The sequence below is a fragment of the Micromonospora sp. A202 genome, from assembly GCF_006715105.1.
Taxonomy (GTDB): domain Bacteria; phylum Actinomycetota; class Actinomycetes; order Mycobacteriales; family Micromonosporaceae; genus Micromonospora; species Micromonospora zamorensis.
In genome coordinates, this window is record NZ_VFMP01000001.1 from 1,184,877 (window position 1) to 1,207,579 (window position 22,703).

Here is a 22,703-nt window from a genome sequence, read left to right on the forward strand (position 1 = left end):
CCAGGGGCGATGTCGATCGCCGTGCCTCGTCCGCCGTGCCGATCCGGCGGGTGCAGTAGGCTCGGCAGGATTCCCGGCCACCGGGCGGTGAACACCGGGAATCGACCGACCGTCGGGGCGGTCAATCGGAGGAACATCGCGCGTGTAGGGGATGCTTGTGGTCTTGCGTCATGTGGTGGTTCTCGCGCCTCGTCGCGGTGCGTGATGTCCCACCCCGACCCCTACGGCAGCGAGCCTCGCGGCTGGGACCGCGCCGAGCGCCCGGTGGCACTGCCGTGGCCCGAGCAGGACCTGGAGGCCGGCCAGTGGAGCCGCCGTCCCACGGCCGGCCCTGAGCTGTACGCCGACCCGCACACCCGGCCGTACGCGGACCCGAACCCGTACGACGAGCGCGGCCGGACCGTCCGCCCGGACGACCGGGACCGTTTCGACGACCGCGACCCTCGCGAGGACGACGAGCCTGGCCGTTACGACGGCCCGCAACCGTTCGACGGACCGGTCCGCTACGACGACGACGCCGGTTACCCGACCGCGCAGCTCGCGCCCATCGGGGCCGAGATCGCACCGGACCCGGAGCCGGTGATCGAGCCGGAGCCGCCGTCCGGTCGGCGGACGAAGGGCCGACGCCGGGCCAGTGTCGATCGACCGGCCACCCAGCAGTTGGGCACCGGGCGTGCCGGCCGCAACCTCCCGGCGGCGATCGGCGTGGGGCTCGGCCTCGGCGCGTTGATCGTGGTGCCGCTGGTGGTCTACCCGTTGGCGTTCCTGCTGGTGCTGGCCGGTGCCGTCGCCGTCGGCATGTGGGAGATGGCCCGGGCGGTCCGACGCAGCGGCGCGCACCCGCCGTTGGTGCCGTTGATCGCCGGTGGCGTGCTGACCGTGGGCCTGGCCTGGTTCGCCGGCCCGGACGCGCTCAGTCTGGGGCTGTTGGTCACCGTGCTGGGCACCATGATCTGGCGGCTGGGTGACGGGCCGGCCGGCTTCCAACGGGATCTCACCGCCGCCACCCTGATCGCGGTCTACGTGCCGTTCCTCGCCGGGTTCGCGGCGTTGCTCGCGGCGGCCCCCGACGACGGCCCGTTGCGCATCCTGGCCACGCTGATCGCGGTGGTCCTCTCCGACACCGGTGGGTACGCGGCCGGCGTCTCCTTCGGGCGACACCCGATGGCTCCGTCGATCAGCCCGAAGAAGTCCTGGGAGGGCTTCGCCGGCTCGGTTACGGCGGCGGCCCTGGGCAGTGCGTTGCTGTTGTGGCTGATGTTCGAGGTGGCCCCCTGGTGGGGTGCGGTGTTCGGGGTGGCCGTCTCCTGCGCGGCGGTCCTCGGCGACCTGGCCGAGTCGATGATCAAGAGGGATCTCGGCGTGAAGGACATGAGCAACCTGCTGCCCGGCCATGGCGGTCTGATGGACCGGCTGGACTCGATCCTGTTCGCGGTGCCGACGGCCTACCTGCTGCTGGCCGTCTTCGTGCCGGTGGTGAACTGAGGCATGATCACGGCGTTCCGGTCATCTGGCTGCGGCGGTCGCCGCCCGTTCGACACCTCCGCACCGGCACCTGCCGCCGACGGCGTGACACACTAGACCAGCCATGACGAGCCTGCCGTTGATCCCCGCCATCTCGGACGCCACCGCCGCGCGCCGAGCCTCCATGCCGCCGAAGCACCTCGCCGACCTGGACCTGGCCGGCCGCCAGGCGCTGGTCACCGAGTTGGGTGAGCCCGCGTTCCGTGCCAAGCAGGTCTCGAATCACTACTTCGGGCGCCTGGTCCGCGACCCGCAGGCCATGACCGATCTGCCCGCGGCGACCCGGGAGCGGCTGTCCGAGCAGCTCATGCCCACCCTGCTCACCCCGGTGCGCGAGCTGGCGTGTGACGACGGCGCGACCCGTAAGGCGCTCTGGCGGCTGCACGACGGCGCTCTGGTGGAGAGCGTGCTGATGGGCTACCCGGACCGGGTGACCGTCTGCATCTCAAGCCAGGCGGGCTGCGGGATGGCCTGCCCGTTCTGCGCGACCGGCCAGGCCGGGCTGACCCGCAACCTGTCCACCGCCGAGATCGTCGACCAGGCCGTGTACATGGCCGGCGTGGCGGCCTCCGGCGCGGTGGTCGGCTCCCCGCCGCGGCTGTCGCGTGTCGTGTTCATGGGCATGGGCGAGCCGTTGGCCAACTACAACCGGGTGATCGGTGCGATCCGTCGCCTGGTCAGCCCTGCTCCGGAGGGGCTCGGCCTGTCCCAGCGGCACATCACCGTTTCCACGGTCGGCCTGGTTCCGGCCATCCGCCGACTGGCCAGCGAAGACCTCTCAGTGACCCTTGCGCTGTCGTTGCACGCGCCCGATGATGATCTGCGCGACGAACTCGTGCCGGTGAACCAGCGCTGGAAGGTAGCCGAGGTGCTGGACGCAGCGTGGGACTACGCCGCCCGGACGGGCCGTCGCGTGTCGATCGAGTACGCGATGATCAAGGACGTGAACGACCAGCCGTGGCGAGCCGACCTCCTCGGGCGGCTGCTGGCCGGCAAGTTGACCCACGTGAACCTCATTCCACTCAATCCGACGCCGGGCAGCCGCTGGGACGCGAGCCCGAAGCCGGTGGAGCGGGAGTTCGTCCGGCGGTTGCGCGATGCCGGGGTGTCCACCACCGTACGGGACACCCGAGGTCGCGAGATCGACGGCGCGTGTGGTCAGCTCGCCGCCGCCGAGGACAACGACACCAACACCGACCGCGCCGGAGAGGCACCGGCGTGACCGGGCGTGGCGAACGAGACCAGGAGACATAGTGGCGAGTCAGGGTCAGCGTTTCCGGCGCAAGGCGCTCCGCCGGGGATACAAGGTCGACGAGGTGGATGCCTTCCTCGACCGGGTCGAGGCGACACTCGACGGCCGACAGGTCGGCGCGCCGGTGGCCTCCCAGGAGGTCCACGACGTCGTCTTCCGGGTCCGGTTCAACGGCTACGACGAGTGGCAGGTCGACCTGCACCTGGACCGGGTGGAGCGGCAGCTGGCCGAGCTGGAGGAGCGCAACAGCGCCGGGCGCGGTGGCGACCCCCGAATGGGTGACCGGATGGGCCCACCGGACCGGATGGGGCCGCCGATGCGCGATGAGCGGGGCATGGTTCCGCAGCCGATGCCGCCCCGTCCGATGCCCGCGCAGGCCGGCCCGCCCGACCGCTACGGCCGCTACGACGAGCCGACCGGTGCCTTCGCCGGTGGGTACGACGCCCCCCGCGGCGGTTACGACGCGCCGCGCGGCCCGGCCGGCCCTGGCCCGATGGGCCCCGGCGGCCCGATGGGCCCCGGTCCGATGGGTGGCCACGGCGTTCCGCCGCGCGGCCTCCCCGCCGGCCCCTCGGGTTACGGCCAGGACGACCAGCGCTCGCCCGGCGGTTACGGCCAGGACGACCAGCGCTCGCCCGGTGGGTACGGCCCGGACGACCAGCGCTCGCCCGGCGGTTATCCGCCGCCGGAGGAGCCGCGCTTCGACGGCTTCGAGGCCGGGCGACACGGTCGGGCCGACATGACCGCCGAGATCCGGATGCCGGAGCGGGACCTGCGCGACATGCGCCGGGGCCCGGCCGGTCCGCCGCAGCTGCCTCAGCAGGGCATCGGTGGCCCGCCGATGGCCGGCCCGCCCGCCGTGGCCGGCCCCCCGATGGGCGGCCCGCCGATGGGTGGTCCGCCGATGGCCGGCCCGCCCGGCAGCGATCTGTACCGGGTCGACCAGATCCGCCGCAGCTTCCAGGTGCGCCGGTTCGGCAGCGGTTACGACCCGGACCAGGTGGACCGGTTCTTTGAGACCCTGCTCGGCGGCATGCAGCGCCGCAACCCGATGCCGGTCGACCCGAAGGACCTGGACACGCTCCGGTTCGGGCTTGTGCCCGGCGGCTACTTCGAGGCTGAGGTCGACGCCGCGCTCAAGGACGTGCAGGACATTCTCTTCGGGCGCTGACCCCGACGCGTACGGACGAGGGCCCGTCCCCCGGGTGGGGGCGGGCCCTCGGCGTCGTCGGCCGGTCGTCCGGCGGTCGGTCGGGTCAGGAGCGCAGACCGTTGCGCCGAAGCACGATGTCGCCGATCACGATGATCAGCAGCAGCGCGGCCAGGCCGATCAGCCAGAGGTCCTCGACCCTGCCCTCGTGGTTGCCGCAGATCATCGCCAGCAGCGCCAGTGCGGACAGCACGGCGCCGATCTGCCCGGCCTTGCGGTGCCCGGGCTTGTGCTGGTCTGGCGACGTTACCGGCTCGCTTCCTGCCACTGTCGGTCCTTCCCTCGCGATCGGATCTTTGGTTAGTCTGGCACGCCTCCTGCTCGGCGCGGCGGGGTGGGGGTTTCCCGGCCGTCAGGCCCTGCCCACCCGGGGCCGAACGGCACTACCGGCGTCGCGGGGCGGCGGTCAGACTCCCTCCGGTAGCGTTTGGCGTACACCTGATTGTCTGTTTGAGGGGGACTGTGCGGTGCGAGTGACCGGAACCGGGCACGCCAGCATGCGGATCGACACGGCCGCGGGCAGCATTCTGTGCGACCCGTGGGTCAACCCGGCCTATTTCGCCTCGTGGTTCCCGTTCCCGGACAATTCCCTGCTCGACTGGGAGACTCTGGGCCAGGTCGACTACCTGTACGTGTCCCACCTGCACCGGGACCACTTCGACGCCAAGCACCTGCGGGACTTCATCTCCAAGGACGCCACGGTCCTGCTCCCCGAGTTCCCCACCTCGGAGATGGAGGACGAGTTCCGGGCGCTTGGCTTCACCAAGTTCCTGAGGGCGCCCAACGAGCAGGTCGTGGAGCTGCCCGGCGGCCTCAAGATCATGATTCAGGCGCTGACCAGCCCGACCGACGGACCGATCGGCGACTCGTCGCTCTGGGTCGAGCACGACGGGGTGCGGCTGCTCAACCAGAACGACGCCCGCCCCACCGACCTGAGCGTCTTCGCCGAGTTGGGGCACGTGCACGCGCATCTGCTCCAGTTCTCCGGCGCGATCTGGTACCCGATGGTCTACGAGCTGCCGCAGGCGGCGAAGACCGCGTTCGGCAAGCAGAAGCGTGACCGGCAGTTCGACCGGACGTGGCGCTACATCGACGACCTGAAGGCCGACCACGTCTTCCCGATCGCCGGCCCGCCGTGCTTCCTCGACGACGAGCTGTGGCAGTTCAACGACATCCACGGCGACGAGGGCAACATCTTCCCCGACCAGTCCGTCTTCCTGGCGGAGTACGCCAAGGTCGGCGGCACCAACGGCATCGTGCTGCTGCCGGGCAGCGTCGCCGAGGTCACCACCGAGGGCGCGAGCACCACCCACCCGGTGCCGGTGGAGGAGTTCTTCGCGAACAAGGTCGCCCACCTGAAGGAGATGCGGGACCGCAAGCGCCCGGTCATCGAGGCCGAGAAGGCGTCGTGGCGGCACCCCGAGGTGGACGTCCTCGGCGAGATGAAGCGCCGCATCGAGCCGCTGCTGGACGAGTCGATCTACCTCGCCAAGGGTGTGGGTGGCCCGGTCCGCTTCGACCTGGTCGGCTACGACGGCGAGAGCGTCGAGTCGATCGTGGTGGACTTCCCGGGCAAGGAGGTCCGGCCGTACGCCGACGAGAAGGTCCGCTACCGGTTCCGTACCGAGCGGTCGCTGATCGAGCACCTGCTCTTCATCGACGAGGTGGACTGGGTCAACTCGCTCTTCCTGTCCTGCCGCTTTTCGGCGGCCCGGATCGGCCAGTACAACGAGTTCGTCTACGCGTTCTTCAAGTGCCTCTCCGAGGAGCGTCTCCAGTACGCCGAGGGCTGGTACGACGAGCACGAGCGCAGCACCGACGCGGAGGACATCACCCTGGGCGACTGGGTGGTGCAGCGGCGCTGCCCGCACCTGAAGGCGGACCTGACCCGGTTCGGTATCGTCGACGGTGACCAGCTCACCTGCCAGCTGCACGGCTGGCGCTTCGACCTGCCCAGCGGCCGTTGCCTCACGAGCGTCGGCCACAAGGTGAGAGCCCACCGGGTGGACGCGGAAACCCCGGCTCCCGCAGGCGAAGCGGTGATCTGACCCGCCTCGTTGATCATGAAGTTATTGCCCCGACACGCCGCCACGGCAGGCAATAACTTCATGATCAACGCACTTCTGCGGTAGGCCGTGGTCAGACCGACAGGTCCGCCAGGATTCGGCGGGCGGCGTTGTGGCCTGCCGCGCCGATGACGCTGCCGGCCGGGTGGCAGCCGGCGCTGCCGGCGTACACGCCGTCGATGCCGGTGGCGTAGGGCATCCGGTCGGTGAACGAGACCGTGTTGTCGACGTGGTGGATGTGCCCGCCGGTGATGCCGAAGTGCTTCTCAATGCCGGGCGGGGGGAGCGGCACCGCGTCGGCGATCAGGTCACCGGTGCCGGGGGCGTACCGCTCGACGATCCCGATGAGCCGGTCGACGTAGCCGGGCAGTGCCGCGTCCCAGGTGGTGCCGGCCAGCTCGTAGGGGACCGACTGGACGAAGAGCGCCGACGAGTGGTGCCCGGCGGCGTCGGAGAGCGACGGGTCGACGGTGGTGTGCAGGTACCACTCGATGGTCGGCTCCGCCGGCAGTCGCCCGGCCTGCACGTCCGCCCACATCGAGCGCAGCGCGGTCATCGGCGACGTGTCGTCCCCGCCGACCAGCGACGCGGAGCCGGGCAGTAGGTGGATGGTCGAGCCGAACGGGCTCGGCGCGTCGGCCGGCAGGCAGGAGAACCGGGGCAGCCCGGTGAGCGCCAGGTTGAGCTTGAGGGTGGTGCCGGGGCGGCGGACCGCCGCCATCCGTTCGCCGAGCGGCGCCGGGAGCGCGCCGTCGGGCAGCAGGTCCATCAACCGGTACGGGTCACACGCGCCGAGCACCACCCGGGCGGCGACCTGTCGGCCGTCGGCCAGCACCACTCCGCTGGCCGCGCCGCCGTCGAGGGTCACCGCACTCACCGGCGTACCGGTCAGGATTGTCGCCCCGGCGGCGCGGGCGGCCTCGGCGAACGTCCGTGAGACGGTGCCCATCCCGCCCTCGGCGATCATCCAGGTGCCGCCGGAGCCGGGCAGTCGGCACATGTTGTGCACGAGGAAGTTGTGGCCCGTGCCGGGGTCGTCCGGGCCGGCGTTGAGGCCGGACAGCCCGTCGGTGACCGCGTACATGCTGACCAGCAGCTCGGAGCGGAACTCGAACCGGGCCAGGTAGTCGGCCACCGAGCCCTGCACGAGGTCGACGAAGACCTGCCGCAGCGCCGGTCGCACGTGCCGCTCGGCGGTCTCCTGCACGCTCAGCGGCTCAGCCAGCCAGGCCGGGGCGAGATCCTCGCGCAGCGCGGCCAGCTCGGCCTGCATGGCGTCGTCGGCGGCCACGTCGGCGGGGGAGAAGAACTCCGCGAGCTGCGCCCGGGTGGCTGCGGTGTCGCTTCCGAAGAGCAGGTACGGCGAGCCGAGGCCACCCGGCGTGGGCAGGAAGTAGTGCGGGTCGCGGCGCAGCACCGGGATTCGGACGTCGAGCGTGGCGAGCAGTTCCGGTGGCATCAACCCGAGCAGGTACGAGCCGGTGGAGTGCCGCAGCCCCGGCACCTTCGGGAACGGGGTCTCGGTGCGGGTCGCGCCGCCGATCACGTCGGCCGCCTCCAGCACCAGGACGTCCAGACCGGAGCGGGCCAGCAGGACTGCGGAGACCAGGCCGTTGTGCCCGGCACCGACGATCACGACGTCGGCGCTGGCCGGAATCTCACTGCTCATGCCGCCGCAGCCTAGTCCGTGCCGCCGGTGCGCTGGGCGCGCCAACGGGAGAGGGTCAGGGTGGCGGAGTAACCAGCCAGGACGATCACGTGGAACATGTAGAGCCACAGGAGCACGGCCACGCCGGCGCCGATCTCGTCGAAGCCACCGAACGGCACTCCCAGGTCCAGGGGGAGCGAGGCGAAGAGCACGAAGCCGTGCAGGAAGCCGGAGAGGTTCGCCGCGGTGAACGACCCGATCCCGAGCGTGGAGAGCCAGTCCGGGGAGGCCGACCCGACGACCCGGAACACCCACACCAGCACCGGCGTGAGCACCAGCCAGACCGCCAGGAACGACAGCACCACGCCCAGCGCGCCGACCCAGCCACCCTGACGGACGAGACGGGTGGTGAGCGGGAGTGCCAGCAGGATCGACAGCAGCAGCGCGGGGGCCGGCGCGAGCAGCGGCAGCAGGAGGATCCGACCCCGCCAGCCGACCAGGTGCTCGTCGGAACGGGGTGCCGCCACCGAGACGAAGGCCCGGCGCAGCCCCTCGCCGTACAGGGACGCGGGCAGCAGCGAGGCCAGAGCCAGCAGCGGGGTCAACTCCACCCCGGCATTGACCAACGCGTCCACCGCGCGGGGTGCGCCGATCGCGGTGGGCAGGGCTTCCACGGCGTACGAGGTGAGCCGGCGTACCCGGTCGGCTCCGGCGACCAGGGAGGTGAGCCAGATCGCCAACAGGGCGACCGGCACCACGGCGATCGCGCCGTAGAAGGTGATCGCGGCGGCGTGCAGTGACAGGTCCCGCCCACGTAGCGGGCGGAACGCGGCCCGGGTGATCCGCTTCGCCTGCTGCCATCCACTGCCCATCGTGATGCCTTTCCCTGTCGTCGGGACCGCCACTCCTTAAGATCGCGGGTCATGACTGTTGTCACCACCGAACGCCTCATCCTGCGCGATTGGACTGACGATCCGGCTGATCTGGCCCGGATCTACGACATCTACTCCCGCCCCGAGATCACCCGCTGGCTGGGCGCGGCACCGGGTCTGCCGCTGACCGACCCGAGCGAGGCCATCGATCGGCTGCGCATCTGGCAGGACCGGCACGCCGCCGACGGAGGCCGGTACGGCACCTGGGCGATGGAGGTACGCGAGACCGGGCTGGTGGCGGGCACAGTGTTGCTCAAGCGGCTGCCGGGAAACCCGGAGACGCAGCTCACCGAGGACATCGAGACGGGCTGGCACCTGCATCCGGACTCGAGGGGTCACGGCTACGCCACCGAGGCGGCCCGTGCCCTCATGGTGCGGGAGTTCGCCGCCGGCACCTCGGAGATCTACGCGGTCGTGTCGCCGGGCAACGAGCCGTCGATGGCGGTCTGCCGGCGACTCGGCATGGAGCACGTGGGCCGGCGCACCGAGTGGTACGGCGGTGAGGAGTTGGAGACCTTCGTCCGAGCGGCGCCGACCGCCTGAACACCGGGGCACCTCCGTGCCCGTGCGGTGAGCCCAACGCGTGGCGAACCCTGATGCCGGTGAGTCGTTCTGACGACTCACCGGCATCACTGTTTGTGCCGACGGGCGCCCGCCACAGCGAAGCGGCGACGGCCCGTAGGGCACGCATGCCCATAAATAGTCACGGTGGTCGAAGTGTTGACGCTCCCGTAGCACGTCAGTAACCTTTGGTCAAAGTAGCGCAAGATTTTGACAAACACGTGCACGATTTAGCGCATGCTCTCGGAAGATTCAACTGGTCCCCTGGGGGCCCGTTGATGGTCGTCCCACCGCCGCACCCCCACCCCCCGTGGTCAAGCCGCCGCGGCAGCCGTCCCCCGACGACAAGGACAGTGATGAGACGAACGAATCTGTTCAGGATGGTGGCGGCGGCAGCCGCGGCCACGCTGATCGCCACGGCAGGGGCCACCGCCCTCGCGAACCCCGCCGGTGCCGCCCGCCCCGCCGACACGGCGGCCGCGCCGAGCGCCGGCTTCGCCGCGGCGGCCACCAACCTCGCGCAGGGCCGGCCCACCCAGGAGAGCGGCCACGCCGACGTCTACGACTCGTCGAAGGTCGTCGACGGCAACGCGGGCAGCTACTGGGAGAGCGTCAACAACTCCTTCCCGGAGTGGGTCCAGGTCGATCTCGGCTCATCGCAGAGCGTCAACCAGGTCGTACTGAAGCTGCCGACCTCCGGTTGGGGCATCCGGACGCAGACGTTGAGCGTGCAGGGCAGCGTCAACGGTTCGTCGTTCACCGACCTGGTCGGGTCCCAGACGTACACCTTCAACCCGGCGAGCGGCAGCACGGTCACCATCAACTTCGGTCAGACCTCCACCCGCTACGTGCGGATCACCATCACCGCCAACAGCGCCTGGCCGGCCGGGCAGCTCTCCGAGCTGGAGGTGTACGGCAGCGGCGGCACCACCCCGGACACCACAGCGCCGAGCGTCCCCGGCAACCTCTCGTACACCCAGACGGGCACCACCATCAGCCTCAACTGGGTGGCCTCGACCGACAACGCGGGCGGCAGCGGCATCGCCGGCTACGACATCTACCGCAACGGCGCGTTCCTCCAGTCCATCGGGAACGTGACCACCTTCAACGACACCCAGCCGACGACGGCCACCGTGTCCTACCACGTCCGGGCGCGCGACGCCGCCGGCAACCTGTCCGGCAACAGCAACACCGTCACCCGGACCGGCAGCAACCCGCCCGCCTGCACCAACGTGGCGCAGGGCAAGAGCATGACGGCGAGCGGCTCCACCTTCAGCTTCACCCCGGACAAGGCCAACGACGGGCAGCTCACCACCTACTGGGAGGGCGCGGCGAGCTACCCGCAGAACCTGACCGTCGCGCTGGGTGCCAACCACTCCATCTCCGGCGTCACCGTCAAGCTCAACCCGGACCCGGCCTGGGGCACCCGTACCCAGACCATCCAGGTCCTCGGTCGCGACCAGGCATCGTCCTCGTACACCAGTCTGGTGTCGGCGGCGACCTACCAGTTCGTCCAGGGCACCAACGTGGTGAGCATCCCGGTCACCGCGACCACCGCGGACGTGCAGCTGCGGTTCACCGGCAACACCGGCGCCCCGTCCGGCCAGGTGGCCGAGTTCGAGGTGTGCGGCACGCCGGCGCCCAACCCGGACCTGGTCGTCAGCTCGGTGACCTGGTCGCCGACCTCGCCCAGCGAGGTCTCCCCGGTCACGCTCTCGGCAGTGGTGCGCAACATCGGCTCCGCCGCCGCCGCGGCGACCACCGTGAACTTCAGCCTGGCCGGCGCCGTCGCCGGCAGCGCCACGGTGGGCGCGCTCGCTGCGGGCGGCTCGACCACCGTGTCGTTCAACGCCGGCACCCGGCCGATGGGCAGCTACGCCGTCTCGGCGGTGGTCGACCCGACGAACACGATCGTCGAGCAGAACAACGGCAACAACAGCTTCACGGCGGCGTCGCCGCTGGTGGTCGCGCAGGCGCCCGGCCCGGACCTGCAGGTGCTCAGCATCGCCTCGAACCCGCCGAACCCGGCGGTGGGCGCGTCCGTCACCTTCACCGTGGCGGTCCGCAACCGTGGCACCACCGCGACCGGCGCGATCACCGTCACCCGGTTGGTGGTGGGCAGCACCACGCTCAACACCAGCACCGCCTCGATCGCGGCCGGCGCGACGGTCAACGTGGCCGTCACCGGCAGTTGGGCCGCCACCAGCGGAGGTGCCACCATCACGGCCACCGCCGACGCGACCAACGCGGTGACCGAGACCAACGAGACCAACAACGGGTTCAGCCAGTCGATCGTGGTCGGGCGCGGTGCAGCCGTCCCGTACGTCTCGTACGAGGCCGAGGCCGCTCGCTACCAGGGCACGCTGCTGGAGCCCGACGCGCTGCGGACCTTCGGCCACACCAACTTCGCCAGCGAATCCTCGGGTCGCAAGTCGGTACGGCTCAACAGCACCGGCCAGTTCGTCGAGTTCACCTCGGCCAACCAGGCCAACTCCATAGTGGTGCGCAACTCCATCCCGGACGCGCCCGGTGGTGGCGGCATCGAGGCGACCATCAGCCTCTACGTCAACGACGTCTTCTCCCGGAAGTTGACACTGTCGTCGCGGCACAGCTGGCTCTACGGCAACACCGACGGGCCGGAGGCGCTGACCAACACCCCGCAGGCCGACGCCCGACGGCTCTTCGACGAGTCGAACGCGCTGCTGGCGCAGTCGTACCCGGCCGGCACCCGGTTCAAGTTGCAGCGCGACTCGGGTGACACCGCCTCGTTCTACGTCATCGACATGATCGACCTGGAGCAGGTGGCACCGGCGGCGAGCCAGCCGGCCGGCTGCACCTCGATCACCTCGTACGGTGCGGTCCCGAACGACGGAATCGACGACACCGCCGCCATCCAGCGCGCGGTGACCGACGACCAGAACGGCGTCATCAGCTGCGTGTGGATCCCGGCCGGGCAGTGGCGGCAGGAGCAGAAGATCCTGACAGACGACCCGCTGAACCGGGGCACGCACAACCAGGTCGGCATCAGCAACGTCACCATCCGGGGCGCCGGCATGTGGCACTCGCAGCTCTACACGCTGACCGAGCCGCAGAACGTGGTGGGTGGCATCAACCACCCCCACGAGGGCAACTTCGGCTTCGACATCGACAAGAACACCCAGATCTCCGACATCGCCATCTTCGGTTCCGGCCGGATCCGTGGCGGTGACGGCAACGCCGAGGGTGGCGTCGGTCTGAACGGTCGCTTCGGCACCGGCACCCGGATCAGCAACGTGTGGATCGAGCACGCCAACGTGGGTGTCTGGGTGGGTCGCGACTACGACAACATCCCCGACCTGTGGGGGCCGGCCGACGGGCTGGAGTTCACCGGCATGCGGATCCGCAACACGTACGCCGACGGCATCAACTTCAGCAACGGCACGCGCAACTCGCGGGTGTTCAACTCGTCGTTCCGCACCACCGGTGACGACGCGCTCGCGGTCTGGGCCAACCCGTACGTGAAGGACCGCAACGTCGACATCGCCCACGACAACCACTTCGTCAACAACACCATCCAGTTGCCCTGGCGGGCCAACGGCATCGCCATCTACGGCGGCTACGACAACTCGATCGAGAACAACCTGATCTACGACACGGCGAACTACCCGGGCATCATGCTGGCGACCGACCACGACCCGCTGCCGTTCTCCGGCACGACGCTGATCGCCAACAACGGGCTCTACCGCACCGGTGGCGCCTTCTGGAACGAGGACCAGGAGTTCGGGGCCATCACGCTCTTCCCCGCCACCAGGGACATCGTCGGCGTCACGATCCGCGACACCGACATCATCGACTCCACGTTCGACGGCATCCAGTTCAAGAACGGCGGCGGCAACATGCCGAACGTCGCCATCACCAATGTGCGGATCGACAAGTCCAACAACGGCGCCGGCATCCTCGCGATGAGCGGCGCGCGCGGCAACGCCAACCTGACGAACGTGACCATCACGAACTCGGCCGACGGCAACATCGTCATCCAGCCGGGCTCGCAGTTCGTCATCAACGGCGGCTGACCCTCCAAGGGCCGCTCCGGCGGCCCCCGGTCGACGGCCAGCTTGATCACCACGGTTTCAGTGAAATCGGGGTGTCCGCACGCTGCGGACACCCCGACTTCCGTAAACCCGAGTGGACGATCGCCGGCGAGGGGCGTTAGCCGGACATCCGACGCCGCCGCCGACGAATCGAACACCGTCGTCGACGAGGCGCAGGCCGACGAGGTGTGTGAGGCCCAGGCGCCCGCCTTCATCGACTACCACTACTTGAACTGGACAAAACGCTCCGACTACCTCGACGTCGTGTTCTGCGTCACCCCGGCCTGAACGCCGCCGAGCCCGGGGTCACGCCGATGTCCCGATCTGTCGCACCGCGTGTGCGATGCCGTGCCGGGCGGGGCGGCGTGACTAGGCTGAGCTGAGCAGGATGGTCCGCTGAGGGGGTGAGCCCGGATGGCCCAGGCAGCGTTCGCGCCGGAGCCGGCGCCACAAAACACCGAGCCGTCGTTCGAGGTGCTGCGGTGGCACGACGAGCCCTGGACCGCGCAGCTCGCCCTCGACCTGTTGCCGGAGACCAACGGCCCCAAGGTTGAGGTCCTGAGCGGAAGCGTGATCGTTACACCACACGCGGGAATCGATCATCAGTCGGTCGAGCGGGAGCTGCCGTACGTGCTGCACCGTGCTGCGCGGAAGGCCGGATATTGGGTCTACCCGGAGATCAACGTCATCGCCGGGGATGACCTCTTCATTCCGGACATTGCCGTGCTGCGCAAATCCGGTGGTGGCCGCACGACGGTCCCCATCGCCGAGGCGGTGCTGCTGGGGGAGATCGTGTCTCCTGGAAATCGGCGTAAGGACGTGATCGACAGGCCCAGGGAGTACGCCGCCGCCGGAGTGCCGTTCTTCCTCCGGGTGGACCTGCGCAACCGGGTGCCGACCATGGCGCTGTTGGAGCTGGTCGACGGGGAGTACCGCCCGTTGGCCGCCGCTGCGGCAGGGAGCACCTTCGCGATGCGGGAGCCGTTCGAATTCTCCATCGACCCGGCCGAGTTGCTGGACGAGGAGGAGCCGGGCGGGGAGGGCTGAGGCTCCCAGCGGGCATGCAGCGGGGGTGGGGAAGAATGGCCTCGTGACTTCCCCCCGCGACCTTGTCCTGCTCGGGTCCACCGGCTCGATCGGCACGCAGGCCATCGACATCGTTCGGCGTAACCCCGACCGGTTCCGGGTGGTCGCCGTGGGTGCGGGCGGCGGCAACGTCGAGTTGCTCGCCGCGCAGGCCCTCGAACTGGGCGTCGAGGCGGTCGGGGTGGCCAAGGCGTCCGCCGCGCAGGACCTGCAACTGGCGTTCTACGCCGAGGCGAGCCGGCGCGGCTGGGCCACCGGCGACTTCAAGCTTCCCAAGATCGTGGCCGGTCCCGACGCCATGACCGAGCTGGCCCAGTGGCCGTGCGACATCGTGCTCAACGGGGTGGTCGGCTCGCTGGGCCTCGCTCCTACGCTGGCCGCGCTGCGTGGTGGTCGTACCCTCGCGTTGGCCAACAAGGAGTCGCTCGTGGCCGGCGGCCCGCTGGTCAGGGCCGCGGTGACGCGGCCGGGGCAGATCGTGCCGGTCGACTCCGAGCATTCGGCGCTGGCCCAGTGCCTGCGGTCCGGGACGCGCGGTGAGGTGCGCCGGTTGATCGTCACGGCCAGCGGCGGCCCGTTCCGGGGTCGGCGGCGCGACGAGTTGACGCAGGTCACACCCGAGCAGGCGCTCGCGCACCCGACCTGGAACATGGGGCCCGTCGTCACGATCAACTCGGCCACCATGGTCAACAAGGCCCTTGAGGTGATCGAGGCGCACGAGCTGTTCGACGTGCCGTATGCCGACATCACAGTGATGGTGCACCCGCAATCGGTGATCCACTCGATGGTCGAGTTCGTCGACGGGTCGACGATCGCCCAGGCCAGCCCACCGGACATGCGGCTGCCCATCGCGCTGGGCATCGGCTGGCCGGACCGGGTGCCGGAGGCGTCCAGGGCGGTCGACTGGACGGCCGCGCACACCTGGGAGTTCGCGCCGCTGGACGACGAGGCGTTCCCGGCCGTCGCGCTGGCCAAGGCCGCGGGGGAGGCCGGGCGTTCCCGGCCGGCGATCTACAACGCGGCGAACGAGGAGTGCGTCGCGGCGTTCGTGGCGGGCCGGCTGCCGTTCCTCGGCATCGTCGACACCCTCGAACGCGTGTTGGAGGACGCTCCGGACTTCGACGAACCAGGTACCGTCGAGGACGTGCTCGCTGCCGAGTCGTGGGCACGCGCGCACGCGCAGGAGATCATCGCGGGTTCGGTGGAAGGAGCTTGATGTCGTACCTGCTCGGGGTGGTCCTCTTCGCCCTGGCCATTCTCATCTCGGTGAGCCTGCACGAGGCGGGTCACCTGCTGACCGCCAAGGCGTTCGGGATGAAGGTCACGAAGTTCTTCGTCGGTTTCGGCCCCACCATCTGGTCGTTCCAGCGCGGCGAAACCGAGTACGGCGTCAAGGGCATCCCGCTCGGCGGCTTCTGCAAGATCGTCGGGATGACTCCGCAGGACGACGACGTCGAGCCGGGTGACGAGTCGCGGGTGATGTGGCGCTACCCGGTCTGGAAGCGGACGATCGTGATGGCCGCCGGCTCGGTCACGCACTTCGCGCTCGCCCTGATCACGATCTGGATCCTCGCGGTCTCCGCCGGCCTGCCCAACCCGGACTTCCCGACCACCGACGCGCAGGCCCGCCAGGAGCCCGCGGTCATCCAGCTCAGCGATTGCGTGGTCCCGGAGAACGCGGTCCGCGCGTGCACGAGCGCCGACGCGGCCAGCCCCGCCGCGCAGGCGCAACTGCGCAACGGTGACCGGATCACCTCGGTCAACGGCACGCCGGTCAACTCCTACGGCGACCTGCTCACCACGCTGCGCGGGCTCAAGCCGGGCGACACCGCGCAGATCGCGTACGTCCGCGACGGGCAGCCGGGCACCACCAGCACGGTGCTCGCGCAGACCCAGCGTCCGCCGCTGGACAACCCGACCGGTGCCGCCGCGCCGGTGGCCGCGCTCGGCGTCGGGCTCGTCCCCAGCACGCCCACCCGCGTGACGTACGGGCCGGTCGGCGCCTTCGGCGCCACCGCCGACTTCACCGGTGAGCTGGCCGTCGGCACCGTGAAGGCGCTCCAGCGTCTCCCGCAGAAGGTCCCCGCCCTGTGGACCGCCCTCACCGGCGGCGAGCGGGACGTCGACACCCCGATCAGTGTGGTCGGCGCCAGCCGACTCGGCGGCGAGGCGGTGGAGAACAACGCCTGGCTGGTCTTCTTCATGCTCTTCGTGTCGCTGAACTTCTTCATCGGCGTGTTCAACCTGCTGCCGCTGCTCCCGGTGGACGGCGGCCACATCGCCATCGCCTGGTTCGAACGGGCCCGATCCTGGGTCTACGCGCGGATCGGGCGGGCCGACCCCGGCCGGGTGGACTACCTCAAACTGATGCCCTTCACGTACGTGGTGATCCTGATCGGTGGCGCGTTCACGCTGCTGACCATCGCCGCGGACGTGGTCAACCCCATCACGCTCTTCTCAAGGTGAGTGCCTGAAGTGACCGCTATCAGTCTCGGTATGCCAGCCGTGCCGCCCCCGCCGCTCGCTCCCCGTCGGGCCAGCCGCCAGATCATGGTCGGTTCGGTGCCGGTCGGCGGCGGTGCGCCGGTGTCGGTGCAGTCGATGACCACGACCCTCACCTCCGACATCAACGCCACCCTCCAGCAGATCGCCGAGCTGACCGCGTCCGGCTGCCAGATCGTCCGGGTGGCCGTGCCGTCCCAGGACGACGTCGAGGCGCTGCCCGCGATCGCCAAGAAGTCGCAGATCCCGGTGATCGCCGACATCCACTTCCAACCCAAGTACGTCTTCGCGGCGATCGACGCCGGCTGCGCGGCGGTCCGGGTCAACCCCGGCAACATCCGCCAGTTCGACGACAAGGTCAAGGAGATCGCCCGCGCTGCGGGGGCGGCGGGGGTGCCGATCCGCATCGGCGTGAACGCCGGCTCGCTGGACAAGCGGCTGCTGTCCAAGTACGGCAAGGCCACCGCCGAGGCGCTCGTCGAGTCGGCGCTGTGGGAGTGCTCGCTGTTCGAGGAGCACGGCTTCCGCGACATCAAGATCTCGGTCAAGCACAACGACCCGGTCGTGATGATCCGCGCGTACCGGCAGCTCGCCGAGCAGTGCGACTACCCGCTGCACCTCGGTGTCACCGAGGCCGGCCCGTCCTTCCAGGGCACCATCAAGTCGGCGGTCGCCTTCGGCGCCCTGCTCGCCGAGGGGATCGGCGACACCATCCGGGTGTCGCTGTCCGCCCCGCCGGTGGAGGAGATCAAGGTCGGCAACCAGATCCTGGAGTCGCTGGGCCTGCGCGAGCGGGGCCTGGAGATCGTCTCCTGCCCGTCCTGCGGGCGGGCCCAGGTCGACGTCTACAAGCTCGCCGAGGAGGTCACCGCCGGTCTGGAAGGGCTGCCGGTGCCGCTGCGGGTCGCCGTGATGGGCTGCGTCGTCAACGGTCCCGGCGAGGCCCGCGAGGCCGACCTGGGCGTCGCCTCCGGCAACGGCAAGGGCCAGATCTTCGTCAAGGGCAAGGTCGTCAAGACGGTGCCCGAGGCGCAGATCGTGGAGACGCTGATCGAAGAGGCGCTGCGGATCGCCGACGAGATGGGCGCCGAGCTGCCCGAGGAGCTGCGCGGGCTGATCACCGGCCCGACGGTCACCGTGCACTGATTTTCCAGTTGGCAAAAGCGGCCGTTCCCTCGGGGGAACGGCCGCTTTTGCTTGCATCCCGGCCCCGTCGATGCGGGGCGTGGTTGGTGTGCGGTGGGTGCGGCTCGCGTCACTGCGGGCTCGCGTCACTGCGGTTTCGCGTCACTGCGGTTTCGCCTCGCGTGGTGCGGGCTGGTGTCACTCGGATTCGGCGAGGATCGCGTACAGCTTGCGTCGCGTCTCGTCGAGCACCTGGGCGGCCCGCTCACGCTGGTCGTCGGTGCCGTTCATCATGACCTGTCGTAGCGCGTTCATCGCCTGCGCGCCGGAGTCGCGGATGTCGTGCCAGCTGCTCACCGTGCCCTGGGCGACGTCCGCCCACGCCGGGGTCTGCGCTGCCTCGGTGGCCTCGGCCTGACCGGCCTCGGTGACCGTGAACCGCTTCCGTCCGCCGCCGGACTCCTCCGTGCTGGCGACGATCACGCCCTCGTCCTCCAACAGTTGGAGGGTGGGGTAGATCGAGCCCGGGCTCGGCCGCCACGCGCCGCCGGTGCGGGAGTCGATCTCCTGGATCATCTCGTAACCGTGCATCGGCCGCTCGGTGAGCAGAGCCAGCACGGCCGCCCGGACGTTGGGGCGTCGGCCCCGACCCCGTCCACGGCCCCGGCCGCCCCAGGGGCCGCCGTGTCCGTGCTCGCCGTGGCCGTGCGGGCCGGGGGGGACCGGCGGGAAGCCGAACCCACGCATCCGGGCCTCGTGCATCGGGTGGTGCTGTCGATGGAACCTCATCGGGTTCTCCCTCTCTCCGTACTGTCGCTGATGCATCAACGATATATCGGCAATGCATCGTCGACAAGTGGCTCTTTACAAACCGTACGTACGTCTTGTTAAAGTGTCGGTCATGCGCCTGCTTCCCCCACCGGGCCCGGCCCGGGTCCTTACCGTCGGCACCCTGGTCAAGACCGTCGGGCGTGGCCTGTGGCTCGTCGCCAGCGCGCTCTTCCTGACCCGGTCGGTCGGCCTGTCGGCGACCCAGGTGGGCATCGGCCTGACCATCTCGGCCCTCGTCGGTGTGCTGGCCAGCACACCCAGTGGCTACCTGGCCGACCGCGTCGGCCCGCGCGGCGTACAGGTCGGCGCGTTGTTCGCCGCGGGCACCCTCACCGTCGGCCTCGTCGCCGTCCGGTCGTTTCCCACGTTCGTGCTGGTGGGAGCCGCCACGGCGCTCGCCGACGCGGTGGAGCGCGGTGCGCGGGGCGCGCTGATCGCCGGAGCGATCCCTGCCGATCAGCGGGTACGCACCCGCGCCTACCTCCGGGCCACCACCAACGTCGGGATCTCCGTCGGCGCGGTCCTCGGCGGCTTCGCCATCGCCGCCGACACCCGCAGCGGGTACGTCGCGCTGATCCTGGCCGCGGCGGCGGCGTCGCTGGCCGCAGCGGTGGTCTTCATCCGACTGCCCAGCATCGCCCCGGTCGCCGCCCCCGCGCACGGCCCTCGACTGGTCGCCCTGCGGGACCGCCCGTTCCTTGCCTTCACCCTGGTCGACGGGCTGATGTCCATGCACTTCAGCCTGCTCACTATCGCACTGCCGCTGTGGATCGCCGGGCACACCCGGGCGCCCGTCTGGATGATCTCCGCGTTGACGCTGGTCAACACCGTGCTGGTGGTGCTCTTCCAGGTCCGCGCCGCGGCCACCGCCGCCACCCTGCCCGGAGCCGCCCGTGCCGCCCGTCGAGCGGGGGTGGCCATCGCCCTGGCCTGCGTACTCTTCGCCGCCAGCGGCGCCCTGCCCACGGCCGGTGCCATCGGTCTGCTTGCCTGCGGTTCGGTCGCCCACGTGACCGGGGAACTGTGGCACTCCGCCGCCGGCTGGGGGATCTCCTTCGGCCTTGCGCCAGCGGACGCCCAGGGCCAGTACCAGGGGGCGTACGGCATGGGCTACGAACTGGGCAAGATGCTCGCGCCGGTGGTGGTGACGACCCTCGCGCTCGGCTGGGGCGTACCGGGCTGGTTCGTGCTCGGTGGCCTGTTCCTCCTGCTCGGGGCACTGGTGCCACCGGTCGTCCGGTGGGCTGGTCGAACCCGGCCGCTCAGTGAGCCGACAGAGCAGGTGCCAGCCTTGTCACTCGACCGGCGGACCGGGGGGTCGATCTGGCAGGCTGGTAGTCGTGCTGACGGTGCCGGTACGCCAACTGGGGGAATCGGAGCGCCGCGCGGTCGAGCGACTACTCGACCATGACCCGTTCGCGGGCGCGCAGGTCGCCGAACGGATCGCCGCGCGCGGCCTCTCGTGGTGGCGGGCCGAGGGCAGAATCCTGGGGTACGGGGCACGACGCAACCTCGAATCGCTGTGCTGGCTCGGCGGCAACCTGACGCCGGTGCTGGCGAGCGACGCCGCGGTGGCCGCCTTCGCCGACCTGCTCGCGGGCGAGGAGCGGTTGTGCTCGTCCATCGTCGGTCGGGCCGACGCAGTGCTCGGGCTGTGGGACCGGCTCTCCGACATATGGGGGCCAGCGCGAGACGTTCGCCCCAACCAGCCGCTGCTGGTCGCCGACTCCCTGCCACCCGTACCGGCCGACCCGGAGGTACGCCAGGTCCGCTCCGGCGAGGTCGACCGGCTCTTCCCCGCGGCAGTTGCCATGTACACCGAGGAGGTCGGGGTCTCCCCACTGGCCGAGGACGCCGGGCGCAGCTACCGCCGGCGGGTCAACGACCTGGTCCGCGCCGGTCGGGCGTACGCCCGCTTCGTCGACGGCAAGGTCGTGTTCAAGGCCGAGCTGGCCGTGGTGACGAAGCGGACGGCGCAGGTCCAGGGCGTCTGGGTCGCACCCGAGTGGCGCGGCCGAGGGATCGCCACAGCCGCCATGGCAGCCGTGGTCCGCGACGCGTTGCTGCGGGTCGCCCCCACTGTCAGCCTCTACGTCAACGACTTCAACCTCCCGGCCCGCCGGGTCTACGAACGCTGCGGCTTCCAGCCGGTCGGCACCCTCGCCACGGTCCTCTTCTGACCCCTGGCGGGGCGCCGCGTCCAGGGCGCCCGCGTGCCGCGTGCCGGCCACCGGTCACCCGGTGCCGCGTGTCAAACGCGGGTGCCGCACCGGCCACCGGGCGCCGCGCGCCGGGGTGCCACACCGCCCGCACCTGGCCGCGGATCTGCCGAGCCCTCCGCGCGGCCCCGGCGCAACCGTGCCGCATGCCGAGGGGACCGATCACGGCACTCCGACGCGTCGCCAACCCTAGATCTTGGACAGTTTCCGTTAGCGCGGAACTGTCGTGTCCCGAGACATGTGTCAAGGGGAAGTCCCGATAGATGTGTCATGAGTTGTTGATCAGGCTGCTCGGGTGAGGCTGATGTAGGTCCGGTCGGGGTTGAGGTGGAAGTGGCCGAGGGGTTGTCCGTCGCGGTTGTAGATGGTGATTCGGTTTTGGTCGCGGATGGCGGTGACGGTGGCGCCGGCGTGGGTGGTGCCGACGCTGGTGCGGTGCCCGGCGACGGTGATGGCGCCGGTGCTGCCTACGAGGCAGCGGTGCAGGGTGGCGTCGGTTTGCCTGGGCAGGCTGGTCGGCCCGCCGAGGCTGGGGGCGTCTGTCCATGCCTGGGCGGGGGTGGCGCGTCGCGGCAGGGCGCTGTGGCGTCGTTCGGTGTTGTAGTAGCGGCGGTAGGCGTCTAGCAGGTTCTGCAGTTCGGGGCAGGTGTTGGGGGTGGGTTGGGTGCTCAGCCATTTCTTGAGGGTTTGGTGGTGGCGTTCGACCTTGCCGCAGGTCTGGGGGTGGTAGGGGCTGGAGTTGATCGGCCGGACATTGTGTTGCAGGAGGTACTGGACGAACGTGGAGATCGATCCGGGTCGGGTCAGGCGGCTGGTGAACGCGGTGCCGTTGTCGGACAACACGATCGCCGGGGCCCCGTACTCGGTGAACGCCTGCCTGACCGCGGTGACCGCGCCTTCGGCGGTCTCCGCGGTCGTGGTGTGACAGCCGACGAGGGTTCGGGTGCAGTCGTCCAAGACGTCGAAGACCGCGGCGAGGCTGCCGTCGGCGAGCCGGACGTTCGTGGCGTCGATCTGGTAGCAGTCTCGGGGCCGGGCGTAGACGAAGCGTCGAAACGAGCTGCGCGGCCGTTTCGCCGGGTTCCGTTCGAGCAGGTCATGCCGGCCCAGGACCCGGTTGATCGTCGACCTTGAGGGCACCCGCCACGCCGGAGCAGTAGCGTTGTGCAGCTCGATCAGGGCGTCGTGGATGAAGTCGGCCCCGTTGTCCAGGCCGAGTTCGACGCGCAGCTTGCAGATCCACGCATCCAGCTCCGGTGGCGTCACCCGCGGACTGATACGCGGCCGCCGGGACCGCTCCTGCCATTCGCCCACGTCCCGGATCCGCGCCTGATGCCGGTACACGGTACGGACCGACACACCATGCTCGCGCGCGAACTCAGCGGCGTTGACCCGCACCCCAGCAGCCAACTGGGCATCGAGCAGGTTCATGACACGCCGCCGAGAAGCCATGCCAGGCACCATTCACCAGCACGCCCAAGATCCCTACCAAGTGACACATGTATCGGGACTTCAACACTGACAGATGTCATGGGACTGAATAGTTATCGGCTAACGGAAAGTGTCCAAGGTCTGCCGGGTCTCGTTGTCGGTGTCCTTGTGGTTGTGCGGGATATGCCGCTGGCCGGCACCCCGGGTTGGGGTGCCGGCCAGCGGTCGGGTCGTTCAGTGTTCGTG

Annotated in this window: 18 protein-coding genes; 13 read left to right on the forward strand and 5 right to left on the reverse strand. The window is 70.2% G+C overall.

Features of this window, described 5'->3' with window-relative positions:
- Positions 1-204 precede the first annotated feature (204 nt).
- From FBZ33_RS05585 to FBZ33_RS05595, 3 genes are all read left to right on the forward strand, one after another.
- Positions 205-1,485, forward strand: a complete 1,281-nt coding sequence (locus tag FBZ33_RS05585; protein ID WP_141908231.1) for a phosphatidate cytidylyltransferase — start codon at positions 205-207, stop codon at positions 1,483-1,485.
- 103 nt (positions 1,486-1,588) lie between these two features.
- Positions 1,589-2,746, forward strand: coding sequence for a 23S rRNA (adenine(2503)-C(2))-methyltransferase RlmN (gene rlmN, locus FBZ33_RS05590; RefSeq protein WP_088946660.1), 1,158 nt, complete (start codon positions 1,589-1,591; stop codon positions 2,744-2,746).
- Between the two features lie 31 nt (positions 2,747-2,777).
- A complete protein-coding gene (locus FBZ33_RS05595) occupies positions 2,778-3,947 on the forward strand; it encodes a DivIVA domain-containing protein (protein ID WP_141908232.1) in 1,170 nt (389 codons plus the stop codon).
- An 85-nt stretch (positions 3,948-4,032) separates the two neighbouring features.
- Here the strand turns inward: FBZ33_RS05595 and FBZ33_RS05600 are convergent, their stop codons facing one another.
- Positions 4,033-4,254, reverse strand: a complete 222-nt coding sequence (locus tag FBZ33_RS05600) for a DUF2631 domain-containing protein (RefSeq protein ID WP_088946662.1) — start codon at positions 4,252-4,254, stop codon at positions 4,033-4,035.
- Between the two features lie 199 nt (positions 4,255-4,453).
- Here FBZ33_RS05600 and FBZ33_RS05605 point away from each other — a divergent pair, with 199 nt between their 5' ends.
- Complete coding sequence (locus FBZ33_RS05605; RefSeq protein WP_141908233.1) at positions 4,454-6,034, forward strand: Rieske 2Fe-2S domain-containing protein; 1,581 nt, start codon at positions 4,454-4,456, stop codon at positions 6,032-6,034.
- A 91-nt stretch (positions 6,035-6,125) separates the two neighbouring features.
- Here FBZ33_RS05605 and FBZ33_RS05610 read toward each other — a convergent pair whose 3' ends face one another.
- Positions 6,126-7,721, reverse strand: coding sequence for an NAD(P)/FAD-dependent oxidoreductase (locus FBZ33_RS05610; RefSeq protein ID WP_141908234.1), 1,596 nt, complete (start codon positions 7,719-7,721; stop codon positions 6,126-6,128).
- Positions 7,722-7,732: 11 nt separating this feature from the next.
- Positions 7,733-8,572 carry a YhjD/YihY/BrkB family envelope integrity protein gene (locus tag FBZ33_RS05615; RefSeq protein WP_141908235.1) on the reverse strand — a complete coding sequence of 280 codons (840 nt, stop codon included), beginning with the start codon at positions 8,570-8,572 and terminating at the stop codon, positions 7,733-7,735.
- A gap of 51 nt (positions 8,573-8,623) precedes the next feature.
- On the opposite strand from FBZ33_RS05615, the gene FBZ33_RS05620 reads away from it, so the two are divergent.
- The 7 genes from FBZ33_RS05620 (at position 8,624) to ispG (ending at position 17,997) form a co-directional block, all read left to right on the forward strand.
- Positions 8,624-9,175: a GNAT family N-acetyltransferase gene (locus FBZ33_RS05620; protein ID WP_141908236.1), complete on the forward strand. Its 552-nt coding sequence runs from the start codon at positions 8,624-8,626 to the stop codon at positions 9,173-9,175.
- A 374-nt stretch (positions 9,176-9,549) separates the two neighbouring features.
- Positions 9,550-13,245 (forward strand): CARDB domain-containing protein, encoded by a 3,696-nt coding sequence (locus FBZ33_RS05625; RefSeq protein ID WP_141908237.1) that lies wholly within the window; start codon positions 9,550-9,552, stop codon positions 13,243-13,245.
- A gap of 42 nt (positions 13,246-13,287) precedes the next feature.
- Positions 13,288-13,551 carry a hypothetical protein gene (locus FBZ33_RS05630; RefSeq protein WP_141908238.1) on the forward strand — a complete coding sequence of 88 codons (264 nt, stop codon included), beginning with the start codon at positions 13,288-13,290 and terminating at the stop codon, positions 13,549-13,551.
- 126 nt (positions 13,552-13,677) lie between these two features.
- On the forward strand, positions 13,678-14,310 hold the full coding sequence (locus FBZ33_RS05635; RefSeq protein ID WP_141908239.1) for a Uma2 family endonuclease: 633 nt from the start codon (positions 13,678-13,680) through the stop codon (positions 14,308-14,310).
- Positions 14,311-14,353: 43 nt separating this feature from the next.
- Entirely contained in the window at positions 14,354-15,565 is a 1,212-nt protein-coding gene (gene dxr, locus FBZ33_RS05640) for a 1-deoxy-D-xylulose-5-phosphate reductoisomerase (protein WP_099851237.1), read from the forward strand.
- The gene (locus tag FBZ33_RS05645) at positions 15,565-16,815 is read left to right on the forward strand and encodes an RIP metalloprotease (protein WP_141908240.1); all 1,251 of its coding nucleotides are present in this window, start codon (positions 15,565-15,567) and stop codon (positions 16,813-16,815) included. The genes dxr and FBZ33_RS05645 overlap by 1 nt, the downstream gene beginning before the upstream one ends.
- 9 nt (positions 16,816-16,824) lie before the next feature.
- A complete protein-coding gene (ispG, locus tag FBZ33_RS05650; RefSeq protein ID WP_088946672.1) occupies positions 16,825-17,997 on the forward strand; it encodes a flavodoxin-dependent (E)-4-hydroxy-3-methylbut-2-enyl-diphosphate synthase in 1,173 nt (390 codons plus the stop codon).
- 177 nt (positions 17,998-18,174) lie between these two features.
- Here the strand turns inward: ispG and FBZ33_RS05655 are convergent, their stop codons facing one another.
- Positions 18,175-18,765, reverse strand: coding sequence for a PadR family transcriptional regulator (locus FBZ33_RS05655; RefSeq protein ID WP_099851240.1), 591 nt, complete (start codon positions 18,763-18,765; stop codon positions 18,175-18,177).
- Between the two features lie 112 nt (positions 18,766-18,877).
- Here FBZ33_RS05655 and FBZ33_RS05660 point away from each other — a divergent pair, with 112 nt between their 5' ends.
- Together FBZ33_RS05660 and FBZ33_RS05665 are read left to right on the forward strand one after the other, a co-directional pair.
- Entirely contained in the window at positions 18,878-20,218 is a 1,341-nt protein-coding gene (locus FBZ33_RS05660) for an MFS transporter (protein WP_141908241.1), read from the forward strand.
- A complete protein-coding gene (locus FBZ33_RS05665; RefSeq protein ID WP_141908242.1) occupies positions 20,148-20,987 on the forward strand; it encodes a DUF4081 domain-containing GNAT family N-acetyltransferase in 840 nt (279 codons plus the stop codon). Before FBZ33_RS05660 ends, FBZ33_RS05665 begins: the two co-directional genes overlap by 71 nt.
- Before the next feature lie 321 nt (positions 20,988-21,308).
- Here the strand turns inward: FBZ33_RS05665 and FBZ33_RS05670 are convergent, their stop codons facing one another.
- Positions 21,309-22,478 (reverse strand): DDE-type integrase/transposase/recombinase, encoded by a 1,170-nt coding sequence (locus FBZ33_RS05670; RefSeq protein WP_141908243.1) that lies wholly within the window; start codon positions 22,476-22,478, stop codon positions 21,309-21,311.
- Positions 22,479-22,703: the final 225 nt, after the last annotated feature.

Bases quoted from the DNA above. Each gene is read 5' to 3' on its own strand.
- FBZ33_RS05620 (WP_141908236.1), top strand. From the start codon at position 8,624: ATGACTGTTGTCACCACCGAACGCCTCATCCTGCGCGATTGGACTGAC.
- FBZ33_RS05655 (WP_099851240.1), bottom strand. From the start codon at position 18,765: ATGAGGTTCCATCGACAGCACCACCCGATGCACGAGGCCCGGATGCGT.
- FBZ33_RS05635 (WP_141908239.1), top strand. From the start codon at position 13,678: ATGGCCCAGGCAGCGTTCGCGCCGGAGCCGGCGCCACAAAACACCGAG.
- FBZ33_RS05585 (WP_141908231.1), top strand. From the start codon at position 205: ATGTCCCACCCCGACCCCTACGGCAGCGAGCCTCGCGGCTGGGACCGC.
- FBZ33_RS05610 (WP_141908234.1), bottom strand. From the start codon at position 7,721: ATGAGCAGTGAGATTCCGGCCAGCGCCGACGTCGTGATCGTCGGTGCC.
- FBZ33_RS05615 (WP_141908235.1), bottom strand. From the start codon at position 8,572: ATGGGCAGTGGATGGCAGCAGGCGAAGCGGATCACCCGGGCCGCGTTC.
- FBZ33_RS05670 (WP_141908243.1), bottom strand. From the start codon at position 22,478: ATGGCTTCTCGGCGGCGTGTCATGAACCTGCTCGATGCCCAGTTGGCT.
- FBZ33_RS05660 (WP_141908241.1), top strand. From the start codon at position 18,878: ATGCGCCTGCTTCCCCCACCGGGCCCGGCCCGGGTCCTTACCGTCGGC.
- FBZ33_RS05645 (WP_141908240.1), top strand. From the start codon at position 15,565: ATGTCGTACCTGCTCGGGGTGGTCCTCTTCGCCCTGGCCATTCTCATC.
- rlmN (WP_088946660.1), top strand. From the start codon at position 1,589: ATGACGAGCCTGCCGTTGATCCCCGCCATCTCGGACGCCACCGCCGCG.
- FBZ33_RS05625 (WP_141908237.1), top strand. From the start codon at position 9,550: ATGAGACGAACGAATCTGTTCAGGATGGTGGCGGCGGCAGCCGCGGCC.